This is a genomic window from Streptomyces ficellus (assembly GCF_030406405.1).
Taxonomy (GTDB): Bacteria; Actinomycetota; Actinomycetes; order Streptomycetales; family Streptomycetaceae; genus Streptomyces; species Streptomyces ficellus_B.
This window is the reverse complement of record NZ_JAUEPL010000023.1, coordinates 35,553-60,810: the sequence shown is the minus strand read 5'-3', so window position 1 is coordinate 60,810 and position 25,258 is coordinate 35,553. Positions and strand designations below refer to the sequence as shown.

Annotated in this window: 22 protein-coding genes; 11 read left to right on the top strand and 11 right to left on the bottom strand. The window is 71.9% G+C overall.

Translation table 11 applies throughout. The features are described 5' to 3' along the window. Positions 1-39: 39 nt before the first annotated feature. Entirely contained in the window at positions 40-948 is a 909-nt protein-coding gene (locus tag QWM81_RS16840) for a sirohydrochlorin chelatase (protein ID WP_290112831.1), read from the bottom strand. 238 nt (positions 949-1,186) lie between these two features. Between QWM81_RS16840 and QWM81_RS16835 the strand changes: the two genes are divergently transcribed. The 3 genes from QWM81_RS16835 to QWM81_RS16825 all read left to right on the top strand — a co-directional run bounded on the left by QWM81_RS16835 (position 1,187) and on the right by QWM81_RS16825 (position 4,928). Next, the gene (locus tag QWM81_RS16835) at positions 1,187-1,900 is read left to right on the top strand and encodes an aquaporin (protein WP_290112830.1); all 714 of its coding nucleotides are present in this window, start codon (positions 1,187-1,189) and stop codon (positions 1,898-1,900) included. Positions 1,901-1,950: 50 nt separating this feature from the next. Then, on the top strand, positions 1,951-2,661 hold the full coding sequence (locus QWM81_RS16830) for a SanA/YdcF family protein (RefSeq protein ID WP_435372382.1): 711 nt from the start codon (positions 1,951-1,953) through the stop codon (positions 2,659-2,661). Positions 2,662-2,777: 116 nt separating this feature from the next. Next, positions 2,778-4,928, top strand: a complete 2,151-nt coding sequence (locus QWM81_RS16825) for a molybdopterin oxidoreductase family protein (protein WP_290112829.1) — start codon at positions 2,778-2,780, stop codon at positions 4,926-4,928. Here QWM81_RS16825 and QWM81_RS16820 read toward each other — a convergent pair. From QWM81_RS16820 to QWM81_RS16810, 3 genes are all read right to left on the bottom strand, one after another. Then, a complete protein-coding gene (locus tag QWM81_RS16820) occupies positions 4,822-5,316 on the bottom strand; it encodes a gamma-glutamylcyclotransferase family protein (RefSeq protein WP_290112828.1) in 495 nt (164 codons plus the stop codon). The two genes, QWM81_RS16825 and QWM81_RS16820, sit on opposite strands and share 107 nt — an antisense overlap. Further along, positions 5,313-5,636 carry a divalent-cation tolerance protein CutA gene (gene cutA, locus QWM81_RS16815; protein WP_290112827.1) on the bottom strand — a complete coding sequence of 108 codons (324 nt, stop codon included), beginning with the start codon at positions 5,634-5,636 and terminating at the stop codon, positions 5,313-5,315. The genes QWM81_RS16820 and cutA overlap by 4 nt, the downstream gene beginning before the upstream one ends. Before the next feature lie 97 nt (positions 5,637-5,733). Then, a complete protein-coding gene (locus QWM81_RS16810) occupies positions 5,734-6,330 on the bottom strand; it encodes an NADPH-dependent FMN reductase (RefSeq protein WP_290112826.1) in 597 nt (198 codons plus the stop codon). A 326-nt stretch (positions 6,331-6,656) separates the two neighbouring features. Here QWM81_RS16810 and QWM81_RS16805 point away from each other — a divergent pair, with 326 nt between their 5' ends. Together QWM81_RS16805 and QWM81_RS16800 are read left to right on the top strand one after the other, a co-directional pair. Beyond that, positions 6,657-7,256 carry a GVDTG sorting domain-containing protein gene (locus QWM81_RS16805; protein ID WP_290112825.1) on the top strand — a complete coding sequence of 200 codons (600 nt, stop codon included), beginning with the start codon at positions 6,657-6,659 and terminating at the stop codon, positions 7,254-7,256. A gap of 114 nt (positions 7,257-7,370) precedes the next feature. Further along, positions 7,371-8,024 (top strand): class F sortase, encoded by a 654-nt coding sequence (locus QWM81_RS16800; protein ID WP_290112824.1) that lies wholly within the window; start codon positions 7,371-7,373, stop codon positions 8,022-8,024. A 109-nt stretch (positions 8,025-8,133) separates the two neighbouring features. Here QWM81_RS16800 and QWM81_RS16795 read toward each other — a convergent pair whose 3' ends face one another. Continuing rightward, positions 8,134-8,916: a sulfite exporter TauE/SafE family protein gene (locus QWM81_RS16795; protein WP_290112822.1), complete on the bottom strand. Its 783-nt coding sequence runs from the start codon at positions 8,914-8,916 to the stop codon at positions 8,134-8,136. 189 nt (positions 8,917-9,105) lie between these two features. Here QWM81_RS16795 and QWM81_RS16790 point away from each other — a divergent pair, with 189 nt between their 5' ends. Genes QWM81_RS16790 through nirD form a run of 3 tightly spaced genes read left to right on the top strand, consistent with a single transcriptional unit; the run spans position 9,106 to position 13,155 of the window. Next, entirely contained in the window at positions 9,106-10,299 is a 1,194-nt protein-coding gene (locus QWM81_RS16790) for an NAD(P)/FAD-dependent oxidoreductase (protein WP_290112821.1), read from the top strand. A gap of 1 nt (position 10,300) precedes the next feature. Then, positions 10,301-12,835, top strand: a complete 2,535-nt coding sequence (gene nirB / locus QWM81_RS16785; RefSeq protein WP_290112820.1) for a nitrite reductase large subunit NirB — start codon at positions 10,301-10,303, stop codon at positions 12,833-12,835. Then, a complete protein-coding gene (nirD, locus tag QWM81_RS16780; protein WP_290112819.1) occupies positions 12,832-13,155 on the top strand; it encodes a nitrite reductase small subunit NirD in 324 nt (107 codons plus the stop codon). Before nirB ends, nirD begins: the two co-directional genes overlap by 4 nt. 86 nt (positions 13,156-13,241) lie before the next feature. Here nirD and QWM81_RS16775 read toward each other — a convergent pair whose 3' ends face one another. Further along, positions 13,242-13,646: a VOC family protein gene (locus tag QWM81_RS16775; protein WP_290112818.1), complete on the bottom strand. Its 405-nt coding sequence runs from the start codon at positions 13,644-13,646 to the stop codon at positions 13,242-13,244. Positions 13,647-13,897: 251 nt separating this feature from the next. Here QWM81_RS16775 and QWM81_RS16770 point away from each other — a divergent pair, with 251 nt between their 5' ends. After that, on the top strand, positions 13,898-14,461 hold the full coding sequence (locus QWM81_RS16770; RefSeq protein ID WP_290112817.1) for a DUF4287 domain-containing protein: 564 nt from the start codon (positions 13,898-13,900) through the stop codon (positions 14,459-14,461). Between the two features lie 200 nt (positions 14,462-14,661). Beyond that, positions 14,662-15,822, top strand: coding sequence for a PhoX family protein (locus tag QWM81_RS16765; protein WP_290112816.1), 1,161 nt, complete (start codon positions 14,662-14,664; stop codon positions 15,820-15,822). Here the strand turns inward: QWM81_RS16765 and QWM81_RS16760 are convergent. From QWM81_RS16760 to dusB, 3 genes are all read right to left on the bottom strand, one after another. Beyond that, on the bottom strand, positions 15,792-16,832 hold the full coding sequence (locus QWM81_RS16760; RefSeq protein ID WP_290112815.1) for an ArsR/SmtB family transcription factor: 1,041 nt from the start codon (positions 16,830-16,832) through the stop codon (positions 15,792-15,794). The two genes, QWM81_RS16765 and QWM81_RS16760, sit on opposite strands and share 31 nt — an antisense overlap. A 575-nt stretch (positions 16,833-17,407) precedes the next feature. Further along, positions 17,408-20,119, bottom strand: coding sequence for a pyruvate, phosphate dikinase (gene ppdK / locus QWM81_RS16755; RefSeq protein ID WP_290112814.1), 2,712 nt, complete (start codon positions 20,117-20,119; stop codon positions 17,408-17,410). A 435-nt stretch (positions 20,120-20,554) separates the two neighbouring features. After that, the gene (dusB, locus tag QWM81_RS16750; RefSeq protein ID WP_290112813.1) at positions 20,555-21,691 is read right to left on the bottom strand and encodes a tRNA dihydrouridine synthase DusB; all 1,137 of its coding nucleotides are present in this window, start codon (positions 21,689-21,691) and stop codon (positions 20,555-20,557) included. Positions 21,692-21,748: 57 nt separating this feature from the next. On the opposite strand from dusB, the gene QWM81_RS16745 reads away from it, so the two are divergent. After that, positions 21,749-23,137 (top strand): MFS transporter, encoded by a 1,389-nt coding sequence (locus tag QWM81_RS16745; protein WP_290112812.1) that lies wholly within the window; start codon positions 21,749-21,751, stop codon positions 23,135-23,137. An 89-nt stretch (positions 23,138-23,226) separates the two neighbouring features. Here the strand turns inward: QWM81_RS16745 and QWM81_RS16740 are convergent, their stop codons facing one another. Together QWM81_RS16740 and QWM81_RS16735 are read right to left on the bottom strand one after the other, a co-directional pair. Next, positions 23,227-23,478 (bottom strand): DUF6243 family protein, encoded by a 252-nt coding sequence (locus QWM81_RS16740; protein WP_290112811.1) that lies wholly within the window; start codon positions 23,476-23,478, stop codon positions 23,227-23,229. A 253-nt stretch (positions 23,479-23,731) separates the two neighbouring features. After that, positions 23,732-25,114: a glycine--tRNA ligase gene (locus QWM81_RS16735; RefSeq protein WP_290112810.1), complete on the bottom strand. Its 1,383-nt coding sequence runs from the start codon at positions 25,112-25,114 to the stop codon at positions 23,732-23,734. Positions 25,115-25,258: the final 144 nt, after the last annotated feature.

The window sequence follows — 25,258 nt, the reverse complement described above, 5'->3', positions numbered from 1 at the left end:
CAGTGATGCGCGGGAAGGCCGGTCGGTGGCCCCCGGGGGTCAGGCGTGGACCAGTTCCAGCGGGGCGGCGGGCTGACCGGTGCGGTCGGCGACTGGCTGACCGGTGCGGTCGGCGACGGCCTGGTCGTAACGGTGCAGGACGAGCCGGGCCATGGCCGGGTGGGAGCCGAGCGGGGCGGCGGCGAGCCAGGGGGCGGCGGCCGCGCTGCGGGTGGCGAACAGCCCGGGGGCGGTGAAGCAGGACGCCACGGCTATGCGGTGGCGGCCGCGGGCGGCGAGGGCGCGGACGGCCTCGGGGACGGTGGGCGAGGCGGCGGAGGCGTACGCGAGGACGACCGGCACCCCGCCCAGGCGCTCGCTGAGCAGCCGGGCGGTGTGGCGGGTGTCGGCCGCGGACTCGGGGTCGCGGGACCCGGCGGCGGCGAGGACGACGCCGGTGCCGCGGCTCGTGCCGTGCCCGGTACGCCAGCCGGCCTCGGTGAGCCGGGCGTACAGCGCCTCGACGAGCAGGGGGTGGGGGCCGAGCGGGGCGGCGACGCGGACACGCAGGTGGGGTGCGGTCGCGGCGGCGCCGGGCAGGTCGTGCTTGACGTGGTAACCACGGCTGAGGAGGAGGGGTACGAGGACGGCGTCGCCGCCCTCCAGGTTGGCGAGGGTGTCGGTGAGCAGCGGCGCGTTCAGCTCGATGTGCCCGAGCCGTACCGGCAGGCCGGGCCGCAGCTCGCGGACCCGGTCGAGCAGGGCGTTGACGGTGGTCAGCGCGCGCGGGTCGCGGCTGCCGTGGGCGACGGCGACGAGGGTGGGCCGGTGGGGTGTGCTCATGGGCCTGCGCGTTCCGTTGAGGTGGAGAGAGGAGAGCCGGCTGCCGAGTTGCGCGGTGATACGGGTGAGCAGCTGGGCGGTGCTGTCGAAGGGCTGGGGCTCGCGAGGGTCGGCCGGCTGCGTCATGGACCGATGGTGCCGGGCGGGTGTTGCGGGGTCGTTGCGCGGCGGTGACGGGTGTTTTCCGCCGGCTCACGGGGTGGGCGGGCGGGGTGACAGCTCCGCGCTCTTCTGAGGCCGGAGGAACGTCCGGCCGTCCGGCTGCACGGCCGTACAGCCGGACGGAAGAGAAGGATCTCCCCTACCCGCTACATTACTTCCGAAACTCGGAATGGGTTTTCCGCATAGAGGAAGTGGGGGTCTCATGGGTGGTACGCAGTGGGAGCTGCCACGCCGTGCTGTCGCCGAACTCGTCGGCACCGCGGCGCTCGTGGCGGTCATCGTCGGTTCCGGCATCCAGGCCGGCGGGCTCAGCCAGGACGTCGGCGTACAACTGCTGGCCAACTCCCTGGCCTCGGCGATCGGGCTCGGCCTGCTCATCGCCCTGTTCACTCCCGTGTCCGGGGCCCACCTCAACCCGGTCGTCACCCTCTCCGTCTGGTGGACCGGGCGGCGCGACGGCAACGGGCTGACCGGCCGCGACGTGGCCCTCTACCTGACCGCCCAGCTGGCCGGGGCGGTCGCGGGGGCGCTGCTGGCCGAGGCCATGTTCGGGCGGGCGCCGGGCGGCTGGTCCACCCAGGACCGCTCGGCCGGCCATCTGCTGCTGGGCGAGACCGTCGCCACGGCCGGCCTGGTCCTGCTCATCCAGGGCCTTGACCGCATCGGCCGCGCGCGGCTCGCGCCCCTGGCGGTGGCCGCGTACATCGCCGCCGCGATCTGGTTCACCTCGTCGGGCTCGTTCGCCAACCCGGCGGCCACGGTCGGCCGCTCGTTCACCGACTCCTTCACGGGCATCGCGCCCGCCTCCCTGCCCGGCTTCGTCACCGCCCAGTTGCTGGGCGGCCTCCTCGGCGCGGGCCTCGCCTCGCTCCTGTACGGCGGACGTCCGTCGTCGAGATCACGCGTGCCGAACTGAACCGGGCGGGCCGTTCACGCGTCGAAGGAGGCGGAGACAAGGGGGATTCGGTGATACGAGGCGGGGTGCTGGGGCGCCTTTCGACGGTACGCACGGTGCTGTGGTGGCCGGCGAGCCGGCGGGGGCGGCGGCGGCTGGTGCAGGGCGCGATGCTCGGGTGCGTACTGGCGCTGGCGCCCGCGACATGGATGCACGCCACCGCCGACGGCCGGTTGCGCACCGCCGCGGACGTGCCCGCGCGGGACGTCGCCGTGGTGTTCGGCGCGGGCCTGTGGAAGGGCCGGCCGACTCCGTACCTGGCGCACCGGCTGGACACCGCCGCGGCCCTGTACCGCGACGGCAGGGTCAAGGTCGTCCTCGTCACCGGTGACAACGGCCGGGTCGAGTACGACGAGCCCGACGCCATGCGCGCGTACCTCAGGGAGCGGGGCGTACCGGACGGCCGGATCGTGAGCGACTTCGCGGGCTTCGACACCTGGGACTCCTGCGTCCGCGCCAAGAAGATCTTCGGCGTGGAGCGGGCGGTGCTGGTCACCCAGGGGTTCCACATCCGCCGGGCGGTCGCGCTCTGCCAGGCGGCGGGGGTCGATTCGTACGGCGTCGGGGTGGACGAGCGGCGCGACTCGGTCTGGTACTACGGCGCGGTGCGCGAGCTGGTGGCGGCCGGGAAGGCGGCGGCGGACACGGCGTTCACGCCGGACCCGACCTTCCTGGGAGGGCAGGAGACCGGAGTGGCGGAGGCGCTCGCCTCGGCGGGCTGAACGCGCGGGTGGCGGCGTGGCCTCACGGCGGCGGGAGGCGGCGGCGGAGTCGGTCGTACCGGGTATGTAATGCGCCGTGTCGGTGGGTGTAACACGGGCGTCGCATGCTCGGGGGCATGCTCACCACCGTCACCTCCACGCACTGTCCGTACTGCGCCCTGCAGTGCGGGATGAACCTCCGGCCCGCCGGCGAGGGCGGCGAGGGCGTCGAGGTGGTGGAGCGCACGGACTTCCCCGTCAACCGGGGCGCCCTGTGCGGTAAGGGACGTACCGCGCCCGCGGTGCTCTCCTCCCGGGTCAGGCTCGCCGGGCCGCTGGTCAAGAACCCCGCCACCGGCGAGCTCGAACCGGCCACCTGGGAGGAGGCCCTGCGTGCCGTCGCCGAGGGGCTGCGCCGCACCAGGGACGGTCACGGGGCCGACGCGGTCGGCGTCTTCGGGGGCGGCGGGCTCACCAACGAGAAGGCGTACACGCTCGGGAAGTTCGCCCGGCTGGTACTCGGCACCTCCCAGATCGACTACAACGGCCGCTTCTGCATGTCGTCGGCCGCCGCCGCCCACCAGCGCGCCTTCGGCCTCGACCGGGGGCTGCCGTTCCCGCTGGAGGACATCCCGCGCACCGGCTGCGTCATCCTCGTCGGGTCGAACCTGGCCGAGACGATGCCGCCCGCGCTGCGGTACCTGACCGAGCTGAAGGAGAACGGCGGCCGCCTCATCGTCGTCGACCCGCGCCGCACCCGTACCGCCGAGCAGGCCGACCTGCACCTCGCGCCCCGCCCCGGCACCGACCTGGCGCTCGCGCTCGGCCTGCTGCACCTGGTCGTGGCGGAGGGGCGCACCGACGACGACTTCATCCGGGACCGCACGACGGGCTGGCCCGACGCCCGCGCCGCCGCCATGTCCCACTGGCCCGCCCTCGTGGAGCGCATCACCGGCGTGCCCGTGCCGCAGCTGCGGGAGGCGGTACGCGTGTTCTGCGAGCCCGACAACGCGATGGTGCTCACCGCGCGCGGGCCCGAGCAGCAGTCCAAGGGCACCGACACCGTGGGCGCCTGGATCAACCTGTGCCTGGCCACCGGCCGCGCCGGCCGCCCCCTGTCCGGGTACGGCTGCCTGACCGGGCAGGGCAACGGGCAGGGCGGCCGCGAGCACGGCCAGAAGGCCGACCAGCTGCCCGGCTACCGCAAGCTGGACGACCCGGCCGCCCGCGCGCACGTCGCCGGGGTCTGGGGCGTCGACCCCGACACGCTCCCGGGTCCCGGCCGCAGCGCGTACGAGCTGCTCGACGCGCTCGGCACCGACATCAAGGCCCTGCTGCTCATGGGTTCCAACCCGGTCGTCTCCGCGCCGCGCGCCGCGCACATCCAGGAGCGGCTGGAGTCACTGGACTTCCTCGCCGTCGCGGATGTGGTGCTGTCGGAGACCGCCGCACTCGCCGATGTCGTCCTGCCCGTCACGCAGTGGGCGGAGGAGACCGGCACGACCACCAACCTGGAGGGCAGGGTCCTGCTGCGCCGCCGGGCGATCCAGCCGCCGGAGGGGGTACGCAGCGACCTGGAGGTCCTCCACGGGCTCGCCGAGCTGCTCGGCTGGGAGAAGGGGTTCCCCACCGACCCCGAGGAGGTCTTCGACGAGCTGCGCCGCGCCTCGGCGGGCGGCCCCGCCGACTACGCGGGCATCAGTTACCGCCGCATCGTGGAGGAGGACGGGGTCTTCTGGCCCTGCCCCGAGGCGGACCACCCCGGCACGCCGCGCCTCTTCCTCGACCGGTTCGCCACGCCCGACGGGCTGGCCCGCTTCGTGCCGGTCACGCACCGGGCGGCGGGCGAGGAGACGGACGAGGAGTACCCGGTGGTGCTCACGACGGGGCGCGTCGTGTCGCAGTACCAGTCGGGCGCCCAGACCCGGCGTGTCGCCGAGCTGAACGCGGCGGCGCCCGGCCCGTTCGTGGAGCTGCACCCGCGGCTCGCCGAGCGCCTGGGCGTCGCGGAGGGCGAGCCGGTCGCGGTGGTGTCGCGGCGCGGGCGGGCCGTGGCGCCCGCGCGGATCACGACCGGCATCCGCCCGGACACGGTGTTCATGCCGTTCCACTGGCCGGGCGAGGGCCGGGCGAACACCCTGACCAACCCGGCCCTCGACCCGACCTCCCGTATGCCGGAGTTCAAGGTGTGCGCGGTACGCCTGGAGGCGGCGGCCCGTGCGGGGGGCCAGGCACCGGGCGCGGGCCGGGCGGCGGACCAGGCGGCGGGCCGGGCGGCCGGCGGCTGAGCCAGTCCCCGCCCGCGATGAGCGGCCCGGGCCTCACGCTCGCGGCGGCGACGTAGACCCACGCCTTCACGGCCGCCCCGTCCCGTAGCCGCACCACGTCCCCGACCTCCCGCTCGTACAGATTGAGCGGGTGGCCTGGGCCGAGGAACCCCTCCAGGCCGTCCAGTACGGACAGCAGGGTGTCGTACGAGCCGGGCACCGCCGTCACCAGCTCGCCGTGCACCTCACCCGCGCCCCGGACCGCGTACGGGTGGCCGGGGCCGTCGTACAGCAGGGCGCCGGCCAGTCGCGCCGGCTCCTGCGCCGCCGTACGGCCCCGGAGGAACGCCTCGTGGTTGCGCTCGCCGTGACGCAGCGTCCCGTACACGAAGAACGGACGTTCGCTCACCCTGCCGACGTCTCCTCCGCCAGCCACGCCAGATAGGCCGCGCTCCCCCGCACCACCGGCAGCGCGAGGATCTCCGGTGTGTCGTAGTCGTGCACGCGGGCGATGTGCGCCTCCAGCGTGTCGTAGCAGGCCTCCGTCGTCTTGAAGAAGACCTGCCACTCCTGGCTCGTCTCGATGGCGTTCTTCCAGTGGTAGACCGAGGTGACGGGGCCGGAGATCTGCGCGCACGCGGCGAGCCGCGCCTCCACCGCGCCACGCGCCAGCTCCTCGGCCTTCTCGGCGCTGTCGGTCGTGGTGAGTACGGTCAGGGCCAGGGTCACGCTCCACTCTCCTCCACCAGTCGGGCCACCGCGGCGAGCTGCGCCGCCCACCACCGAGCGTACGCACCGCCCGCCGCCGGCGGCCGCCCTCGTGCGTTCAGCCCGTGTACGGGCGGACGGACTTGGCCTCGCGCAGGGCCAGCGCCCACCAGGCGAGCTGGTCGAGCATCGTCTTGGCGGCGGCGTCGGGGCGGGTGGGGTCCTTGTGCCGGCCCGTCTCGTCGAAGTGGCCGTGGGCATTGTGGAAGGAGACGGTGTCGCGGATGGTGACGGCGTGCATCTCGGCGAAGACCTGGCGCAGTTGCTCGACGGCGCGCAGACCGCCGGACATGCCGCCGTAGGAGACGAAGCCGACGGGCTTGGCCTGCCATTCGGTGACGTGCCAGTCGATGAGGTTCTTGATGGCGGCGGGGAAGGAGTGGTTGTACTCGGGGGTGAGGACGACGAAGGCGTCAGCGCCGGCCAGCGTGGGGCTGATCGTGGCGAGCCGGTCGCGGACGGCGGGAGCGGGGTCGTGCGAGAGGGCGGTGGGCAGGTCGGTGCCGGGGTCGCCGAGGTCGATGACGTCGACGGCGAAGTCGGTGTGCTGGGCGGTGTGGGAGAGGAACCAGTCGGCGATGGCGGGCCCGAAGCGGCCCTGACGGTTGCTTGCGACGATGACGGCGAGCTTGAGACGCGTGGTCGTGGTGTCCATGCGGAAGACCTTGGTACCTCAACAAAGGTTCAGGTCAAGCGGTGGTGAGTAACCATGACCCGTCCCGCCCGCTGCGCCACGGAAGACCGCCTGACCGAGGACCGAGGTCACCCATTCGGGGCGGGGCGCTGCCAAGGGCCACCGCGCCGCCGGGGTGGTGCGGCTGACCTGCGGTGACGCCGCAGGTCCCGGGCCGCGCGCCGGCCAGGACGGGCCGATCTGATGGGGCTTCAGCAGGCGGGCGCGGCCACCGCGGCCTTACCCATGGGACGTAGGTACAAGGACCCCCAGGACACCCACCCGTAGCGCGCCCCCGGAGGACCCCCATGCGCACCACTGCCCGCCTGCTGACCGGTACCGCGCTGGCGGTCGCCTCGCTCGGCGCCCTCGCCTCGCCCGCCGCGTACGCCGGTGACTTCGGGACGCTGGAGGTGTACCCGTCCCCCGCCGCCCCGGGCGACACCGTCACGGTCAACACGACCGCCTGCGGCAAGAAGGGCCGCGGTGTGGGCGACGCGGCGTCCCTCGGCGCCGGCGAGTTCAAGCTGTCGCCGGGCACCCACAAGGAGGTCGCGGTCGGCCAGTTCAAGGTGCCCGCCCACATCAAGCCGGGCACCTACGCCATCGCCGTGGCCTGCGACAACGGCAAGGCGGCCAGCGGTGACCTGGTCGTCAAGCACAGCGGTGGCGGCGGACACGACACGGGCGGCCGTGACACGGGCGGGCACGACTCCGGCGGCACGGGCGGCCACGAGCAGGGCGGCACGGGCGGCCACCTCCCCAGCGGCCATGTGAAGACCGGCGTGGGCGGCAGTGTCGGCCCGGACACCACTCAGATCGCGGCGGGAGTGGCCGTACTGGCCGCGTCCGCCGCCGGCGGGGTCTGGCTCCTGCGCCGCCGGGCGAGCGGCGCGCAGGGCAGCTGACGGGGTCCGTCCCCGTCACCCCGTCCCGCTCCCCGCCCCCGCCGCGTGTGTCCCCGAGACCGCGGCGCGGGCGGGGAGCCCCACTCTCCCGCGAGGGCAGCCATGACCGACACCATGAGCCAGGGACAGGGGGAGGCGACGGGGAAGGCCAGGGGCAAGGGCTGGGGCATAGCGATCGCCGCGTGCGCCGGCCTCTGGCTGGTGCAGAACGGCTCCGCCGAAGTGACCCCGCCCGTCCCCTCCGCCGCCGAGGCCTTCGCCGCCGGCCCCCACCAGCACACCGACGCGGCCGCCGCTCCCCTGCCGCCCTCCGCCCCGGTCCGCGTCCGCATCCCCGACATCGGCGTCGACGCCCCGGTCATGCGCCTCGGCCTGGCCGGCGACGGCAGCCTGGAGGTCCCGCCCGTGGGGAACCCCGACATCGCCGGCTGGTACCAGGACGGCACCCCGCCCGGCGCCAAGGGCACGGCGATCCTGGCCGGCCATGTCGACAACGCCGAGGGCCCCGCCGTCTTCTACGCGCTCGGCGCCCTCAAGAAGGGCCACCGCGTCGAGGTCACCCGCCGCGACGGCCGGACCGCGGTCTTCACGATCGACGCGATCGAGGTGTACGAGAACGAGGACTTCCCCGACCGGAAGGTGTACGGACCGGCCGACCGCGCCGAGCTACGGCTGATCACCTGCGGCGGCACGTTCGACAAGAAGACCGGCTACCAGGGCAATGTCGTCGCCTACGCCCACCTCATCGGGTCCCGTACGGATGCCTAGCAACTCCTGGGGAGTTTCCGCAAAGTAGCGTCGTCCGCCCGCAGGGCGGGCCTGGCGGCGTCTGGTGCGTGCCAGGCGTCGACGGGCAGACGGGACTTTGCGGACACGACTAGTACCACTGGTCGAACGCGAGCTTCGCGACCAGCGAGAACACCACCACCAGCAGCACCCCGCGCACGAACTCCGCGCCCTTGCGCAGCGCCATCCGCGCGCCCAGCATCCCGCCCGCCAGGTTGAACACCGCCATCACCGCCGCCAGTTGCCACAGCACCGTTCCCTGGTAGGCGAACATCGCCAGCGCCCCCGCGTTGGTGCACACGTTCACGATCTTGGCCGTGGCCGACGCGGTCACCAGGTCCAGATGGAGCACGGCGGTGAGCGCCAGGACCAGGAACGTTCCCGTCCCGGGCCCGAACAGCCCGTCGTAGAAGCCGATCCCGCCGCCCACGAGCACGATCGCCGCGACGACGCGGGCCCGGGTCGCGGGCCCCTTCGCCTCACCCGTACCGAAGGACGGCCGCAGCATCACGAACGCCGCCACGCCCAGCAGCACCACCATGATCACCGGCCGCAGCACCTCGCTGCTGATCCCGGCGGCGAAGAAGGCGCCGCCCATCGACCCGGCCAGGGCCGCCAGCCCGATCCGTACCGCCGTCCGCACCGGCACGCGCACCGGCGCCCTGCGTACGTATGTCACGGCGGCGCCCGTCGTGCCGACGATGGCGACCGCCTTGTTGGTGCCGAGGATGTGGGCGGTCGACACGTGCGGCAGGCCGAGCAGCAGCGCGGGCAGGAGCAGCAGCCCGCCGCCGCCGACCACGGCGTCGATCCAGCCGGCGACGAGCGCGGCCGCGCAGAGAAAGAGGAGGGTGGTCAGCGATATGTCGGGCATGCTCGCGACCCTAGGGACGCGATTGGTGTGCCGTCCACGGAACGCGGAAGACTTGAGCCTGCCCTGAGCTTCCCACGCCGCCTCCCGCGACGTGCTCACCGCTCGTACGGCCACGTGCTGAGGGCAGCTTTCCGTGCCCGAAACAATAGGGATGCGGCCGGGTAACACCGCCGACGCACGCTGCTGAGCATGAGTTCACGCATCGTGGTGGTCGGCGGCGGTACGGCGGGGGCGCGCCTCGCCGAGCGGCTGCCCGTCACCCTGCTCGGCGAGGAGCCGCACGCCCCCTACAACCGGGTGCTGCTCGCGGACGTCCTGGCCGGGCGGTACGGGCCCGAGGTCATCGCCCTGCCGTCGCCCCGCGACGGCGCGGTGCGGCGCGGAGTGCGGGTGAGCGGCATCGACCGGGAGGCCCGGGTGGTGCACTGCGCGGGCGGCGAGGCGTTCGCATACGACCGGCTGGTCCTGGCCACCGGCTCGAACCCGGTGCTGCCGCCGCTGCGCGGCCTGGGCGGGCCCGGCGGCGGTGACCGGCTGCCGGCCGGGGTGCACGCGTTCCGGACGCTCGACGACTGCCTGGCGCTGGACGCGCTGGTGGCCCCCGGGGTGCGGGCGGTGGTGATCGGCGGCGGCCTGCTGGGCGTGTCGGCGGCCCGCGCGCTGGCGGCCCGGGGTGCCGAGGTGATGCTGGCCCAGCAGGGCGAGCACCTGATGGAGCGTCAGCTCGACGCGAACGCGTCCGCGATCCTGCGCCGCCATCTGGAGGCGGACCTGGGTGTGGAGGTCCACACCGAGTGCCGGGTGCGCGGCCTGCGCTGCGCCGGCGACGCCGTCGAGGCGGTGGAACTCGCGGACGGCTTCGTCCTCGACGCGGACATCGTCGTCATCGCCTGCGGGGTGCGCCCGCGCGTGGGCCTCGCCCTGGAGGCGGGCCTGGACGTGCGGCGCGGGATCGTCGTGGACGACCAGCTGCGTACCTCCGACCCGTACATCCACGCCATCGGCGACTGCGCCGAGCACGACGGCCGGCTCTACGGGCTGGCCGGCGCCGCCCTGGAGCAGGCCGACGTCCTCGCCGGGGTGCTCGGCCACGGCACCGGCGCCTACCGGGGCACCCGCGCGCTGACCCGGCTCAGCATGGACGCCCTCGAACTGGCGGCGTTCGGCGAGGCGACGCCGCGGCCCGGTGACGACACCGTGCAGCTGGCGGACGCCACCAGCGGCGCGTACCGCAAGGTCGTCGTCCGCGGCGACCGGCTCGTCGGCGGCGTCCTGCTCGGCGATCTCGGCGCGGTCGGGGCGCTCGCCCGGGCCTGGGAGGGCGACGAGGCCCTTCCGGAAGCGCCCCTGCTCCACCTGCTCACCCATGACGGAGGCTCCTGAAATGGCCCACATGCCCACAATCGTCCTCGTCGGCCACGGCATGGTCGGCCAGCGCTTCCTGGAAGCCCTCGCGGACCGGGGCGTCACGGAGCGGGCGCGGATCGTCGTGCTGTGCGAAGAGCCCCGCCCCGCGTACGACCGGGTCCGGCTGACCTCGTACTTCGACGGCAAGAAGCCCGACGACCTGTCCATGGTCGAGGACGGCTTCATGGCGCGGCACGGCATCGAGCTCCACCTGGACGACCCGGCCGAGACCATCGACCGCGAGGCGCGCACGGTGACCTCGCGCGCCGGCCGGGTGATCGCGTACGACACCCTCGTCCTGGCGACCGGTTCCTACCCCTTCGTACCTCCCGTGCCGGGCAAGGACGCGACCGGGTGCTTCGTCTACCGCACGATCGAGGACCTCCTCGCGATCGAGGAGTACGCCAAGACGGCGGCGACCGGCGCGGTGGTCGGCGGCGGGCTGCTCGGTCTGGAGGCGGCGGGCGCGCTCAAGGGCCTGGGCCTGGAGACGCACATCGTGGAGTTCGCGCCGCGCCTGATGCCGGTGCAGGTGGACGAGGGCGGTGGCGCGGCGCTGCTGCGCACCATCGAGAACATGGGCCTCATCGTCCACACCGGCACCGGCACGCAGGAGGTCCTCACCGAGGACGGCGCGGTGACGGGCATGGCCCTGTCGGACGGTTCGACGGTCGCGACCGACATGGTGGTCTTCTCGGCGGGCGTACGGCCCCGGGACCAGCTGGCGCGCGACTGCGGCCTGGGCGTCGGCGAGCGCGGCGGTATCGCGGTCGACGAGCGGTGCCGTACGTCGGACCCCGCCGTGTACGCGATCGGCGAGTGCGCGCTCGCGGCGGACGGCCGGGTGTACGGGCTGGTCGCGCCGGGCTACGAGATGGCGCTGACGGCGGCCGCGGCGATCGCCGAGGACGAGGCGGGCCCCGCGGCGGCAGCAGCTGGTGCCACCTTCACCGGCGCCGACACCTCCACCAAGCTCAAGTTGCTCGGCGTGGACGTGGCGTCCTTCGGCGACGCGCACGGCACCACCGAGAACTGCCTGGACGTCGTCTACTCCGACTCCCGCTCCGGCATCTACAAGAAGCTCGTCGTGGACCAGGAGGGCGTCCTGCTGGGCGGCGTGCTGGTCGGTGACGCCGAGTCGTACGGCATGCTGCGGCCGATGACCGGCACCAAGCCGCCGGTCTCCCCCGAGCAGCTGGTGCTGCCGGCCGGCGCCGGCGCTCCGGTCGCCCTCGGCCCGTCCTCGCTCCCCGACGACGCGATCATCTGCTCCTGCCACAACGTCACCAAGGGCGCCATCTGCGCCTGTTCCTCGCTGCCCGAGGTCAAGAAGTGCACCAAGGCGGGCACGGGCTGCGGCAGTTGCGTGAAGGTGATCCAGCAGCTGCTGCCGAAGCCGGCCGACAGCGGGATGTGCGGCTGCTTCTCGTACACCCGCAGTGAGCTGTACGAGATCGTCCGCACGATGCGCTTCACCTCCTACGCGCAGCTGCTCGACTCGCACGGCCGTGCGGAGGCGCGCGGCGGCGAGGGCTGCGAGATCTGCAAGCCGGCCGTGGCGTCGATCCTGGCGAGCCTCACCAACGAGTACATCCTCGACGGCGAGCGGGCCGCCCTCCAGGACACCAACGACCACTTCCTGGCGAACATGCAGCGCAACGGCTCGTACTCGATCGTGCCGCGCATCCCGGGCGGGGAGATCACCCCGGACAAGCTGATCGTGATCGGCGAGGTCGCCCGCGACTTCGGGCTCTACACCAAGATCACGGGCGGTCAGCGGATCGACCTGTTCGGCGCCCGGGTCGACCAGCTGCCGGCGATCTGGGCGCGGCTGGTGGACGCGGGCTTCGAGTCGGGGCACGCGTACGGCAAGTCGCTGCGCACGGTGAAGTCGTGCGTGGGCCAGACCTGGTGCCGCTACGGCGTGCAGGACTCGGTCAAGATGGCCATCGACCTGGAGCTGCGCTACCGGGGTCTGCGCGCCCCGCACAAGCTCAAGTCGGCGGTGTCGGGCTGCGCGCGGGAGTGCGCGGAGGCCCAGTCCAAGGACTTCGGCGTGATCGCCACGGCGAACGGCTGGAACCTGTACGTCGGCGGGAACGGCGGCGCCACGCCGCGCCACGCGGACCTGCTCGCCCAGGACCTGTCGGACGCGGAGCTGATCCGGCTGATCGACCGGTTCCTGATGTTCTACATCCGCACCGCCGACCGGCTGGAGCGTACGGCGGCCTGGCTGGAGCGGCTGGAGGGCGGCCTGGAGCATCTGCGCGATGTGATCGTGCACGACAAGCTCGGGCTGTGCGACGAGCTGGAGGCGCTGATGGCCGCGCACGTGGCCACCTACCGCGACGAGTGGGCCGAGACGCTGAACGACCCGGAGCGGCTGCGCCGGTTCGTCTCCTTCGTGAACGCCCCGGAGGCACCGGACCCCTCGGTGAAGTTCGTACCGGAGCGTGGCCAGATCAAGCCCGACCTGACGGTCCTGACCCTGGAAGGGGTGTCCGCCCGATGATGCTCGAACTCTCCCACGCCGGCACGTGGCTGCCGATCTGCGACGCGTCGGTCCTGACGCCGGGCCGCGGCATGGCGGCCCTCCTCCCGGACGGCGCCCAGGCGGCGCTGTTCCAGGACCGGACGGGCCGGCTCTACGCCATCGACAACCGCGACCCGTTCACGGGCGCCCAGGTGCTCTCGCGCGGGCTGCTCGGCTCGGCGGCCGGGCGCCTGTTCGTGGCGTCGCCGCTGCTGAAGCAGCGCTTCGACCTGGAGACGGGGCGGTGCCTGGACGACGAGGACGTGTCGGTGGCGGTCTTCCCCGTCCGCTCCTCGTAAGGGTCGCCACGACGTCGCCGGTGAGTGGCCCGGGCACCGGCTCGGGCGGCTCACCGGCGTGACGTACGACGGCGTGTGGGGCGTGGTCAGCCCTGGACGGCCGCCGGGTCCATCCAGATGACCTCCCACAGGTGGTGGTCGGGGTCCTGGAAGGAGCGGCCGTACATCGGGCCGTAGTCCTGCGGGTCGTTGGCGGCGAAGCCGCCGGAGGCCAGCGCGGTGTCGGCGAGCTGGTCGACCTTCTCCCGGCTGTCGGCGCTCAGCGCGAAGATCGCCTCGGTGGTGCGGGCCGCGTCGGCGATCTCCTTCTTCGTGAAGTCCTTGAAGCGTGGTTCGGTCAGGAGCATGACGAAGATCGTGTCGCTGAGGACCAGGCACGCGGTCTTGTCGTCGCTGAACTGCTCGTTGAAGGAGAAGCCCAGCTTGCTCCAGAAGGTCTTCGACGCGTCGAGGTCCTTCACCGGCAGGTTCACGAAGATCATCTGGGGCATGTCGTCACTCTTCTCTCGTCGTGTGCGTCGTGTGCGTCGTGTGCGTCGCGGTCGCGGTGTGCGGCTTTCGAGGGGTAGACCGGGGGCCTTTCGGAAACTCATCGCTCCCTCGAAAGAAATTTCGCTCCCCTGCGCCACTGCCGCCACCGCACCGCCACAGCACCGGCGCCGCACCGCCACCGCACCGGCGCCGCCCGGTGCGACGCGGCCCCGCGTTGCGGGGCCCCCGGCCCGGATCTAGCCTCGGCGCCATGAACCCCGCAGGCCGCAGGATCACCGAGAAACTGTCGGATGACGCGCTGTCCGCCGCGACCGGCAAGGACTGGGCCGCCTGGTTCGCCCTGCTCGACGCGTGGGGCGCCACGTCCCGTACCCACACCGAGATCGCCCGCCACCTCGTCGAGGCGCACGGCGTACCCGGCTGGCACGCCCAGTCGATCACGGTCGGGTACGAGCAGGAGCGCGGCATGCGCGAGGTCGGCCAGTCCAGCGGGGGCGACTGGCAGGTCTCCGTCAGCCGCACGGTGAACGCCCCGCCGGAGCAGGTCACCGAGGCGTTCGCCGACCCGGAGGTACGCCGCCACTGGCTGCCGGAGGGCGGCTTCGCGCTCCGGACCCACCGCCCCGGTACGTCGCTCACCGCGGACTGGGAAGGCGGCACCAGCCGCCTCTCGGTGTACGTGACGCCCAAGGACGGCGCCAGGACACAGGTGGGCCTGGGCCACACCAAGCTCCCGGACGCGGACGCGGTGGCGGCGTACAAGGACTTCTGGAAGGAGCGGCTGGCAGCGCTGAAGACCCTGCTGGAGAACTGACACGACGCGGGAGAGCCGACACGACCCCGCCCCCCACCACCGGCCGGAAACCACGCCCCGCCACGGCCGCGCCGTGCCCGCCGCTTCCCCTTCACCGGTTGTTGATGCACCGTCAATGCGGGACTCCTAGGTTCCGGAAGCGCGCGATCCCGTCGCCCGACCGGTGCGGCGGGCCGGTCACACACCCCCTGGAGTGACAAGTGGAACGTCGCAGTTTCCTGCGTGGAGCGGTGATGGGCGCCACGGCGGCGGCCTTCGGCGGCACCCTGATGCAGGGCGCGGCCTACGCGGCCCCGGCGCAGCCCGGCGCGGGCCCGTACGGTGCCCTCGGCGCGGCGGACGCCAACGGCATCCAGTTGCCCAGCGGCTTCACCAGCCGGGTGATCGCCCGGTCCGGCCAGAAGGTCGGCTCCACCTCGTACACCTGGCACAACGCCCCGGACGGCGGGGCGTGCTTCGCCGACGGCACCGGCTGGATCTACGTCTCGAACTCGGAGATCTCCACCACGGGCGGCGCGAGCGCGGTGAAGTTCTCCTCGACGGGGGCGATCACGGGCGCGTACCGCATCCTGGGCAACACCAACCGCAACTGCGCGGGCGGCAAGACGCCGTGGAACACCTGGCTGTCCTGCGAGGAGGTCGACACGGGGTACGTCTACGAGACCGACCCGTGGGGTGTGAACGCCGCCGTCCGCCGCCCCGCGATGGGCCGGTTCAACCACGAGGCCGCCGCCGCCGACCCGGTCCGCGAGGTGATCTACCTGACCGAGGACAAGTCGGACGGCTGCTTCTACCGGTTCGTCCCCGCCACCTGGGGCGACCTGTCCTCCGGCACCCTCCAGGTGATGAAGGCCGGCACCGCCACGTCCGGCTCCTTCACCTGGGCCGACGTTCCCGACCCCGACGGCTCCCCGACCTACACGCGCCGCCAGGTGTCCGGTGCGAAGACGTTCAACGGCGGCGAGGGCTGCCACTACGCCAACGACACCGTCTGGTTCACCACCAAGGGCGACAACCGCCTGTGGCAGCTGAACCTGGCGGACAACACCTACGAGCTCGCCTACGACGACTCCCTGGTCACCAGCGGCACCGCCCCGCTGACCGGCGTCGACAACGTCACCGGCTCGTCCTCCGGCGACCTGTTCGTCGCGGAGGACGGCGGCAACATGGAGATCTGCGTCATCACGCCGGACGACGTGGTGGCGCCCTTCCTGCGGATCAACGGCCAGTCCGGCTCGGAGATCTGTGGCCCGGCGTTCTCGCCGGACGGCAAGCGGCTGTACTTCTCCAGCCAGCGGGGCACGACCGGCAGTTCGTCGGGCGGTATCACCTACGAGGTGACGGGGCCGTTCCGCGCGTAACGCCGCCGCTGCTGCTGCTGCCTGGGCTGGGCGCCGCCACCGTGCAGGAGGGCGGCGCCCAGTGGCGTCAGGGTGTGCAGCACCGAGCTGCCCTGGCGGAGGGTGACCACGAGGCCCGCCTCGCGCAGTACGCCCGCGTGCTGGCTGGCCGAGGCGAGGGAGACCCCGGCGCGGCGGGCCAGCTCGCTGGTCGTACCGCCGTGGCCTATCGCCTTGAGCACGGCGCACCGGGTGTGCCCGACGAGCCTGCCCAGCGGGGACGCCCCGGTCTCGCAGGCGCCCGACGCGGGGGCGTCGGTGTGCGTGACGGGGTAGACCAGCACGGGCGGCAGGTCCGGGTCGCGCAGGACGACCGGGGTGCCCCGGCAGAAGTACGACGGCTGGAGCAGCAGGCCCCGCCCGTCCAGGCGCAGTTCGCGGTCGACCGGGTAGTCGGCCTCCAGCACGGGCGAGCGCCAGCGGAGCATCGGCGGCAGGGAGGCGAGCAGTTCGTCGGCGCCGCCGTCGAGCAGGGCGCGGCCGCGTACCGCCCGGTCGGCCTCCACGCTCGCCTCGATGTGCGACCAGTACGGCTCGATGGCGGCCCGGTGGTAGCCGCGCAGCGCCCCGATGAGCCGGCTGAACGGCTCGGGGCTGCCCTGGGCGAGGTCGCCCGCCCATCCGGGCAGGGGGCCCGCGCCGGGCCGTGAGGCGGCCAGCAGGGCCAGCTCGGTGTGGACGCGGGCGGGCGGGGTGGCCCGCACGGCCTGGAGGCCCGCGTCGAGGCCGTCGAGCCCCTGGGGCGGCGTCAGGAAATCGGGGAAGTAGCCCCGGACCGGGACGAGCGCGCCGAGCAGTCGCGTTTCCCCGTTCAGCCGTGTCCGGGTCTCGGAGCGCCATGCGCCGTAGACCAGCGCGCCGCGCCGGTCGCGCAACCTGTGAAAGCTGAGAATCGTTTCCCACAACGCATCCGGCCGGGCGGCCATCCGCACCCCGGCGAGATCGTCCCCGGTGAAATGAATACGTAGCACTGAACCCCCACCTGTTGCATGCGCAATCACCCCCCGCCAATGAGTATGCATGCCATCACAGCACGTCACCACGGCATTTCAGCCACAGTTGAAACGCATCGCGGAGACCGGGGGGTAACCGAAAAGCTGTACGCCGTCGGACGGGAAACCTTCAGGACCGAGGTGACGTGACGAAGACCGTGGGGGGCTTCGCACGTCCGGCGGCGGACCTGAAAGGTTGCGGCTCTCCTGTCCGGCAGGGGTAATGGGGCGCGGTCGGCGGGTGGGGATCCGGTGGCCGCGCTCCGCCCGTTCTTTGCGGGTGAATTGACGTCATTCGACCGTTCATAAGAGGTCCGTCATTCAACAGCCCGGAATTCAACCGGCCGCCCTACAACAGGAACCCACATTTCTCCCCCACGCCCCCTGACTCTCCCCCGGGAACGCCCGCCCAAGCTCTCCCGGGGACCCCTGGGGACGCATGGCGACGGGGCGGACACCTCCGCACAAAGGTGTCCGCCCCGTCTCTCTTGCGCCCCGGAGCCGCCGCCGCGCCGGTGAGGGTCGAACGAGGCGACGGCGGCTCCGGTGGTCCGTCAGCGGCTGTCGCTGCCGCTCGACCGGGCCGCCGCCCGGCCCGCCTCCAGGCGCGCCACCGGGATACGGAACGGGGAGCAGGAGACGTAGTCCAGGCCCACCTCGTGGAAGAAGTGCACCGACTCCGGGTCGCCGCCGTGCTCACCGCACACACCGAGCTTGATGTCCGGGCGGGTGGCCCGGCCGGCCTCGACCGCGCTGCGCACGAGCGCGCCGACGCCCTCCTTGTCGATCGTCTCGAACGGGCTGACGCCGAAGATGCCCTTCTCCAGGTACGCGGTGAAGAAGCTCGCCTCCACGTCGTCGCGGGAGAAGCCCCAGACGGTCTGGGTGAGGTCGTTGGTGCCGAAGGAGAAGAACTCGGCACACTCGGCGATCTGACCGGCGGTCACGGCGGCGCGCGGCAGTTCGATCATCGTGCCGAGCGCGAGGTTCAGCTCGACGCCGGTCTGCGCCCGCACCTCGGCGATGACCTGCTCGGCCTCGTCGCGGACGAGCTCCAGCTCCTGGACGGTGCCGACGAGCGGGATCATGATCTCCGCGCGCGGGTCGCCCTTGGCCTCGATCCGCTGGGCGGCGGCCTCGGCGATCGCCCGCACCTGCATGGTGAACAGGCCGGGGATGACCAGGCCGAGGCGCACGCCGCGCAGGCCCAGCATCGGGTTCTGCTCGTGCAGCCGGTGCACCGCCTGGAGGAGGCGCAGCTCGTTCTCGTGCGGCTCCTTGCGGGCCTCGGCGAGGGCGACGCGCACCGACAGCTCGGTGATGTCCGGCAGGAACTCGTGCAGCGGCGGATCGAGGAGGCGGACCGTGACCGGCAGGCCGTCCATCGCCTCGAACAGCTCCACGAAGTCCTGCTTCTGGAGCGGAAGCAGCGCCTTGAGGGCCTCCTCGCGCTCCGCCTCCGTGTCGGCGAGGATGAGCCGCTCGACGTACTGGCGGCGGTCGCCCAGGAACATGTGCTCGGTGCGGCACAGGCCGATGCCCTGCGCCCCGAAGCGCCGCGCCCGCAACGCGTCCTCGGCGTTGTCGGCGTTGGCCCGTACGCGCAGCCGGCGCACCCGGTCCGCGTACGCCATGATCCGGTGCACGGCCTGGACCAGCTCGTCGGCGTCGTCGGCGCCCGCGTGCATACGGCCCTCGAAGTACTCGACGACCGGGGACGGTACGACCGGTACCTCACCGAGGTACACCTTGCCGGTGGAGCCGTCGATGGAGACGACGTCGCCCTCCTCCACCACGTGCCCGCCCGGCACGGTCATCCGGCGCCGCTTGGTGTCGACCTCCAGCTCCTCCGCGCCGCAGACACACGTCTTGCCCATGCCGCGCGCGACGACCGCCGCGTGGGAGGTCTTGCCGCCGCGCGAGGTCAGGATGCCCTCGGCGGCGATCATGCCGTCCAGGTCGTCGGGGTTGGTCTCGCGGCGGATCAGGATGACCTTCTCGCCGGAGCGGGACCACTTGACGGCGGTGTACGAGTCGAAGACGGCCTTGCCGACGGCGGCACCCGGCGAGGCGGCGATACCGCGCCCGACCTGCTGGACCTTCGCCTTCTCGTCGAAGCGCGGGAACATCAGCTGGGCGAGCTGGGCGCCGTTGACGCGCTGGAGCGCCTCGGCCTCGTCGATGAGGCCCTGGTCCACCAGCTGGGTGGCGATACGGAAGGCCGCGCCCGCCGTGCGCTTGCCGACGCGGGTCTGGAGCATCCACAGCTGGCCGCGCTCGATGGTGAACTCGATGTCGCAGAGATCCTTGTAGTGGTTCTCCAGCGTCTCCATGATCTGCATCAGCTGGTCGTACGACTTCTTGTCGATCGACTCCAGGTCGGCGAGCGGCACGGTGTTGCGGATACCGGCGACGACGTCCTCGCCCTGCGCGTTCTGCAGGTAGTCGCCGTACACGCCCTGGTGGCCGCTGGCCGGGTCGCGGGTGAAGGCGACACCCGTACCGGAGTCCGGTCCGAGGTTGCCGAAGACCATGGAGCAGACGTTGACGGCCGTGCCCAGGTCGTGCGGGATGCGCTCCTGGCGCCGGTAGAGCTTGGCGCGCTCGCCGTTCCAGGAGTCGAACACGGCCTTGATGGCCAGGTCCATCTGCTCGCGCGGGTCCTGCGGGAAGTCGCGGCCGGCCTCGGACTTGACGATCTTCTTGAACTGCTTGACGAGCTTCTTGAGGTCGCCCGCGTCGAGGTCCGTGTCGATCTCGACCTTCTTGGCCGCCTTGGCCTCTTCGAGGGCCTCCTCGAACAGCTCGCCGTCCACACCGAGGACGGTCTTGCCGAACATCTGGATGAGGCGGCGGTAGGAGTCCCACGCGAACCGCTCGTCCCCGGCCTGCTTGGCCAGGCCCTCGACGGACTTGTCGGAGAGCCCGATGTTGAGGACGGTGTCCATCATGCCGGGCATCGAGAACTTGGCACCGGAGCGGACCGAGACGAGGAGCGGGTTGTCGGGCTGGCCGAGCTTCTTGCCCATCTTCCTCTCAAGCGCCTCAAGGTGCGCGCTCACCTCGTCACGGAGTGCCGTGGGCTCCTCGCCGCTGTCGAGGTAGACCTTGCAGGCCTCGGTGGTGATGGTGAAACCGGGAGGAACGGGGAGTCCGAGGTTGGTCATCTCGGCGAGGTTCGCACCTTTACCGCCGAGCAGGTCCTTGAGGTCCTTGTTGCCCTCGGTGAAGTCGTACACGAACTTCTGATCTTTGTTTTCCGACACGGGTCTCGACTCCTCGAGGACTCGGTGGCTGCCCTGACGGCGAGGAACATACCCAGATCGAAGGTGTCTGGGTATGTACGCCTACCCGTCATACGGCCTTAACCACCCGTCCGCCAGCAGATCGAAAGTGACCGGCGGAGGGGGCGCGGACACCGCACCCGTTCACCCTCCGAATGACGTTTGACTCAAATCTTGCCGTTCGCGCTCAGATGAGCGGACGGCTCGCCATGTGATTTCACTACTTGAACACAAAAAGAGTGGCACCCAGTGCCATCCTTTGAGAAATACACCCGCCTCGATAACGCTCATCTGAGCGCAACCCTTATCAGGGGTGGCGAGAATCACGCCGTACAGGAGGCCCGGATTCCACTATCCGGACCCCCTTGACGCCCTCCTGACGCACCGGCGACCCACCGGCCCCGGGGTGCGCCCCCCTCAGCCGCCCGAGGTGTCCAGTTCCGCGTCCGCGCTGACCGAGGCGCAGTCGTACGGGTCCTTCAGCCACCCGTCCGGCAGCACCACCCGGTTGTTGCCCGACGTCCGCCCGCGCGGCCCGTCCGCACCCGCCGGCCACGCCTGGTCCAGGTCCAGTTCGCTCAGCTGAGCGCGCAGCTCGTCCAGCGACGAGGTGACCGCCAGCCGCTTGCGCATCTCGGAACCGACCGCGAACCCCTTCAGGTACCAGGCCACGTGCTTACGGAAGTCGATGACGCCCCGCGTCTCGTCGCCGATCCACTCCCCCAGCAGCCGGGCGTGCCGCACCATCACCTCCGCGACCTCGCGCAGCGTGGGCGTCGCCGCCGCCCCCGTACCCTCGAAGGCCGCCACCAGGTCGCCGAAGAGCCACGGCCGCCCGAGGCAGCCCCGCCCGACCACGACCCCGTCGCACCCGGTCTCGCGCATCATCCGCAGCGCGTCGTCCGCCGACCAGATGTCGCCGTTGCCCAGCACGGGGATCTCCGGGACGTGCTCCTTCAGCCTGGCGATCGCGTCCCAGTCGGCCGTACCGCCGTAGTGCTGCGCCGCCGTACGCCCGTGCAGCGCGATCGCCGTCACGCCCTCCTCGACCGCGATCCGCCCGGCGTCCAGGAAGGTGATGTGGTCGTCGTCGATGCCCTTGCGCATCTTCATCGTGACCGGCAGGTCCCCGGCGTTGGACACGGCCTCGTTGAGGATCGCCCGCAGCAGCGGCCGCTTGTACGGCAGGGCGGAGCCGCCGCCCTTCCTCGTCACCTTCGGCACCGGGCAGCCGAAGTTCAGGTCGATGTGGTCGGCGAGGTCCTCGTCCACGATCATCCGGACCGCCTTGCCGACGGTCACGGGATCGACGCCGTACAGCTGGATGGACCGGGGCGTCTCGGTCGCGTCGAAGTGGATCAGCTGCATGGTCTTCTCGTTGCGCTCGACCAGCGCCCTCGTCGTGATCATCTCGCTCACGAACAGGCCCTTGCCGCCACTGAATTCGCGGCACAGGGTACGGAAGGGGGCATTCGTGATGCCGGCCATCGGCGCGAGCACCACCGGCGGCCGCACGTGGTGCGGCCCGATGGAAAGAGGACTGAACGCGGTCATGCCCCCCATTGTCGCGTACGGGAGAAGCAGGTCGTTAGTTAGGCGTACTTTGGATGTATGCCCGAGCTCACCCCCCGCCGGCGGCTGCTGGTGCTGGCGATCTGCTGCATGAGCCTGCTGATCGTCAGCCTCGACAACACCGTCCTCAATGTCGCCCTGCCCTCCATGCGCAGGGAACTGCACGCGGACGTCGCCGGGATGCAGTGGACCATCGACGCCTACACCCTGGTCCTCGCCTCGCTCCTGATGCTCGCCGGCTCCACCGCCGACCGGATCGGCCGCCGCAAGGTGTTCATGGCCGGGCTCGCCCTCTTCACGGTCGGCTCCCTGCTCTGCTCCCTCGCCCCGAACCTCGAATCGCTCGTCGCCTTCCGCATGATCCAGGCCATGGGCGGCTCCATGCTCAACCCCGTCGCCATGTCGATCATCACCAACACCTTCACCGACCCGCGCGAGCGCGCCCGGGCCATCGGCGTCTGGGGCGGCGTCGTGGGCATCTCCATGGCGGCGGGCCCGCTGGTCGGCGGGGTGCTCACCGACTCGGTGGGCTGGCGCTCGATCTTCTGGCTCAACCTGCCGGTCGGCCTGGCCGCGCTCCTGCTGACCTTCCGGTACGTCCCGGAGTCACGGGCCCCCAGGCCGCGCCGCATGGACCCGGTCGGGCAGCTCCTGATCATCGTCCTGCTCGGCTCACTCACCTACGCGATCATCGAGGCGAGCCCCGCCCTGGCCGTCGTCGCCGCGCTCGCCCTGACCGCCTTCCTGCTGTACGAGCCGAGGCGCGCCGAGCCCCTGATCGACCTGCGCTTCTTCCGCAGCGCGCCGTTCAGCGGGGCCACGGTGATCGCGGTGTGCGCGTTCGCCGCGCTCGCCGGGTTCCTGTTCGTCAACACGCTCTACCTCCAGGACGTGCGGGGCCTTTCCGCCCTGCACGCCGGGCTCTACATGCTGCCGATGGCGGCCCTCACTCTGGTGTGCGCGCCCCTGTCGGGCCGGCTGGTCGGCAGCCGTGGGCCGCGCCTGCCGCTGCTGATCGCGGGCGTGACCATGGCGGCGAGCGGGGTGCTGTTCGCGGCGTTCGAGGCGGAGACGTCGACGCCCCTGCTCTTCACCGGGTACGTGCTCTTCGGCCTCGGCTTCGGCATGGTGAACGCCCCGATCACCAACACGGCCGTCTCGGGCATGCCCCGCGCCCAGGCGGGCGTCGCCGCCGCCGTCGCCTCCACCAGCCGCCAGATCGGCCAGACGCTGGGCGTCGCCGTCATCGGCGCGGTGCTGGCCGCGGGCGTCTCGCCCGCCTCGCACACGGCGGGCTTCGCCGAGGCGAGCCGCCCGGCCTGGTGGATCATCACCGGCTGCGGGGCGTGCGTCCTGGCGGTGGGCGCCTGGACCAGCGGCGCCTGGGCAGAGGGCACGGCCGAGCGCACGGCCGCCCGCCTGGGGTAGGGGCGGTGGGTACGCAGCGGGGCCCGGGCCACCTGATGAGGTGACCCGGGCCCCGGTGCGTGCGGTGGTGGGGGCGTCAGGGAAGGGCGTCAGCCCTGCTGCTCGGCCTGCCCCTGACCGGCGCCCTGGGCGGCGGTTTCGGCGGCCTCGGTGCCCTCCGTACCCTCCGTGCCCTCCGTACCCTCGGCGCGCTCGCGCATCTTGCGCAGCAGTTCCTGCTTCTGGTCGGCGGCCGCCCGGCGGTCGGCGGCGCGGGCAGGGGCGGAGCCCTGCTGGTCGGCGCGGGACAGCTTCTTGCGCTGTCCGCCTACGCCGAGAAGGTTGTTACGGCTCTTGGCCACGGGTTCTCCATCGTGGTGAGAAGTGATCCGGCATCGGTGGCGTGGGAGGCGGGCCGGGAGCCCGCCGCCTTCTCACTCGTAGATCGGAAGGAATGGCATGCGGTGACGGTACCCCGCCCCCGGGACCCCGGGCACCCGATTTCGGCGCCGCCCGCCGGGACCCCGTGCGTCACAGCCGAAGCCCCCGGCCTCGTACAGCCGGTACCGCGGTACCGCCGTACGAGAGCCGGGGGCTTCGCCCGTCACACAGGCGTCAGCAGCCGAGCAGACGGCTGCCCAGGTAGCCCTGGATCTGGTCCAGGGAGACGCGCTCCTGCTTCATGGTGTCGCGCTCGCGCACGGTCACCGCGTTGTCGTCGAGGGTGTCGAAGTCGACCGTGACGCAGAACGGCGTGCCGATCTCGTCCTGACGGCGGTAGCGGCGGCCGATGGCACCCGCGTCATCGAAGTCGATGTTCCAGTTCTTGCGCAGGTCGGCGGCCAGCCCCTTCGCCTTCGGCGACAGCTGCGGGTTGCGCGACAGCGGCAGCACCGCGACCTTGACCGGCGCCAGGCGCGGGTCGAGGCGCATCACCGTGCGCTTCTCCATGACGCCCTTGGCGTTCGGGGCCTCGTCCTCGTTGTACGCGTCGAGCAGGAAGGCCAGCATGGCGCGGCCGACACCGGCGGCGGGCTCGATGACATACGGGGTCCAGCGCTCGCCGGCCTCCTGGTCGAAGAACGACAGGTCGGTGCCGGACGCCTTGGAGTGCGCGGTCAGGTCGTAGTCGGTGCGGTTGGCGACACCCTCCAGCTCGCCCCACTCGCTGCCGCCGAACTGGAAGCGGTACTCGATGTCGGCGGTGCGCTTGGAGTAGTGGGAGAGCTTCTCCTTGGGGTGCTCGTACCAGCGCATGTTCTCCTCACGGAGACCCAGGTCGCGGTACCAGTTCCAGCGCTGCTCCATCCAGTATTCCTGCCACTGCTCGTCCTCGCCCGGCTTGACGAAGAACTCCATCTCCATCTGCTCGAATTCGCGGGTGCGGAAGATGAAGTTGCCCGGAGTGATCTCGTTCCGGAAGGACTTGCCCATCTGCGCGATGCCGAACGGCGGCTTCTTGCGCGAGGTCTGCTGCACCTGGGCGAAGTTGGTGAAGATGCCCTGGGCGGTCTCGGGGCGCAGGTAGGCGACGGAGCCGGAGTCCTGGGTGGGGCCGAGGTGGGTGGAGAGGAGGCCGGAGAACTGCTTGGGCTCGGTGAAGGTGCCCTTGTTGCCGCAGTTGGGGCAGTTGAGGTCGGCGAGGCCGTTCTCGGGGAGCCTGCCGTGCTTCTCCTCGTACGCCTCCTCCAAGTGGTCCGCGCGGTAACGCTTGTGGCAGGAGGTGCACTCGGTGAGCGGGTCGGTGAAGGTGGCGACGTGGCCGGAGGCCTCCCAGACCTCGGGGGCCAGGATCACCGACGAGTCGAGACCCACGACGTCCTCACGCGAGGTGACCATGTAACGCCACCACTGGCGCTTGATGTTCTCCTTCAGCTCGACACCCAGCGGCCCGTAGTCCCAGGCGGCACGCTGTCCGCCGTAGATCTCGCTGCAGGGGTAGACGAAGCCACGGCGCTTGCTCAGGCTGACGATGGTGTCGATCTTGTCGGCGGCCACGGTGCTCTCTTCATAACGGTGACGAAATCGGACAGGTACGGCGCGAAGCGCCCGGCGAGGAGTGGTGTTCGGAAGACGGGCGGGCTGCGAATGCTTCAGATTACCGGCGCGCGCACCCCCCGGATCAAATCGGTGTGTGCGCAG

What these genes read in the sequence shown, in the direction of transcription:
- QWM81_RS16835 (WP_290112830.1), top strand. Translation starts at nt 1,187, where the DNA reads ATGGGTGGTACGCAGTGGGAGCTGCCACGCCGTGCTGTCGCCGAACTC.
- QWM81_RS16825 (WP_290112829.1), top strand. Translation starts at nt 2,778, where the DNA reads ATGCTCACCACCGTCACCTCCACGCACTGTCCGTACTGCGCCCTGCAG.
- QWM81_RS16775 (WP_290112818.1), bottom strand. Translation starts at nt 13,646, where the DNA reads ATGCCCCAGATGATCTTCGTGAACCTGCCGGTGAAGGACCTCGACGCG.
- QWM81_RS16745 (WP_290112812.1), top strand. Translation starts at nt 21,749, where the DNA reads ATGCCCGAGCTCACCCCCCGCCGGCGGCTGCTGGTGCTGGCGATCTGC.
- nirD (WP_290112819.1), top strand. Translation starts at nt 12,832, where the DNA reads ATGATGCTCGAACTCTCCCACGCCGGCACGTGGCTGCCGATCTGCGAC.
- QWM81_RS16790 (WP_290112821.1), top strand. Translation starts at nt 9,106, where the DNA reads ATGAGTTCACGCATCGTGGTGGTCGGCGGCGGTACGGCGGGGGCGCGC.
- QWM81_RS16805 (WP_290112825.1), top strand. Translation starts at nt 6,657, where the DNA reads ATGCGCACCACTGCCCGCCTGCTGACCGGTACCGCGCTGGCGGTCGCC.
- QWM81_RS16800 (WP_290112824.1), top strand. Translation starts at nt 7,371, where the DNA reads ATGAGCCAGGGACAGGGGGAGGCGACGGGGAAGGCCAGGGGCAAGGGC.
- dusB (WP_290112813.1), bottom strand. Translation starts at nt 21,691, where the DNA reads ATGACCGCGTTCAGTCCTCTTTCCATCGGGCCGCACCACGTGCGGCCG.
- QWM81_RS16810 (WP_290112826.1), bottom strand. Translation starts at nt 6,330, where the DNA reads ATGGACACCACGACCACGCGTCTCAAGCTCGCCGTCATCGTCGCAAGC.
- QWM81_RS16795 (WP_290112822.1), bottom strand. Translation starts at nt 8,916, where the DNA reads ATGCCCGACATATCGCTGACCACCCTCCTCTTTCTCTGCGCGGCCGCG.
- QWM81_RS16840 (WP_290112831.1), bottom strand. Translation starts at nt 948, where the DNA reads ATGACGCAGCCGGCCGACCCTCGCGAGCCCCAGCCCTTCGACAGCACC.
- nirB (WP_290112820.1), top strand. Translation starts at nt 10,301, where the DNA reads ATGGCCCACATGCCCACAATCGTCCTCGTCGGCCACGGCATGGTCGGC.
- QWM81_RS16770 (WP_290112817.1), top strand. Translation starts at nt 13,898, where the DNA reads ATGAACCCCGCAGGCCGCAGGATCACCGAGAAACTGTCGGATGACGCG.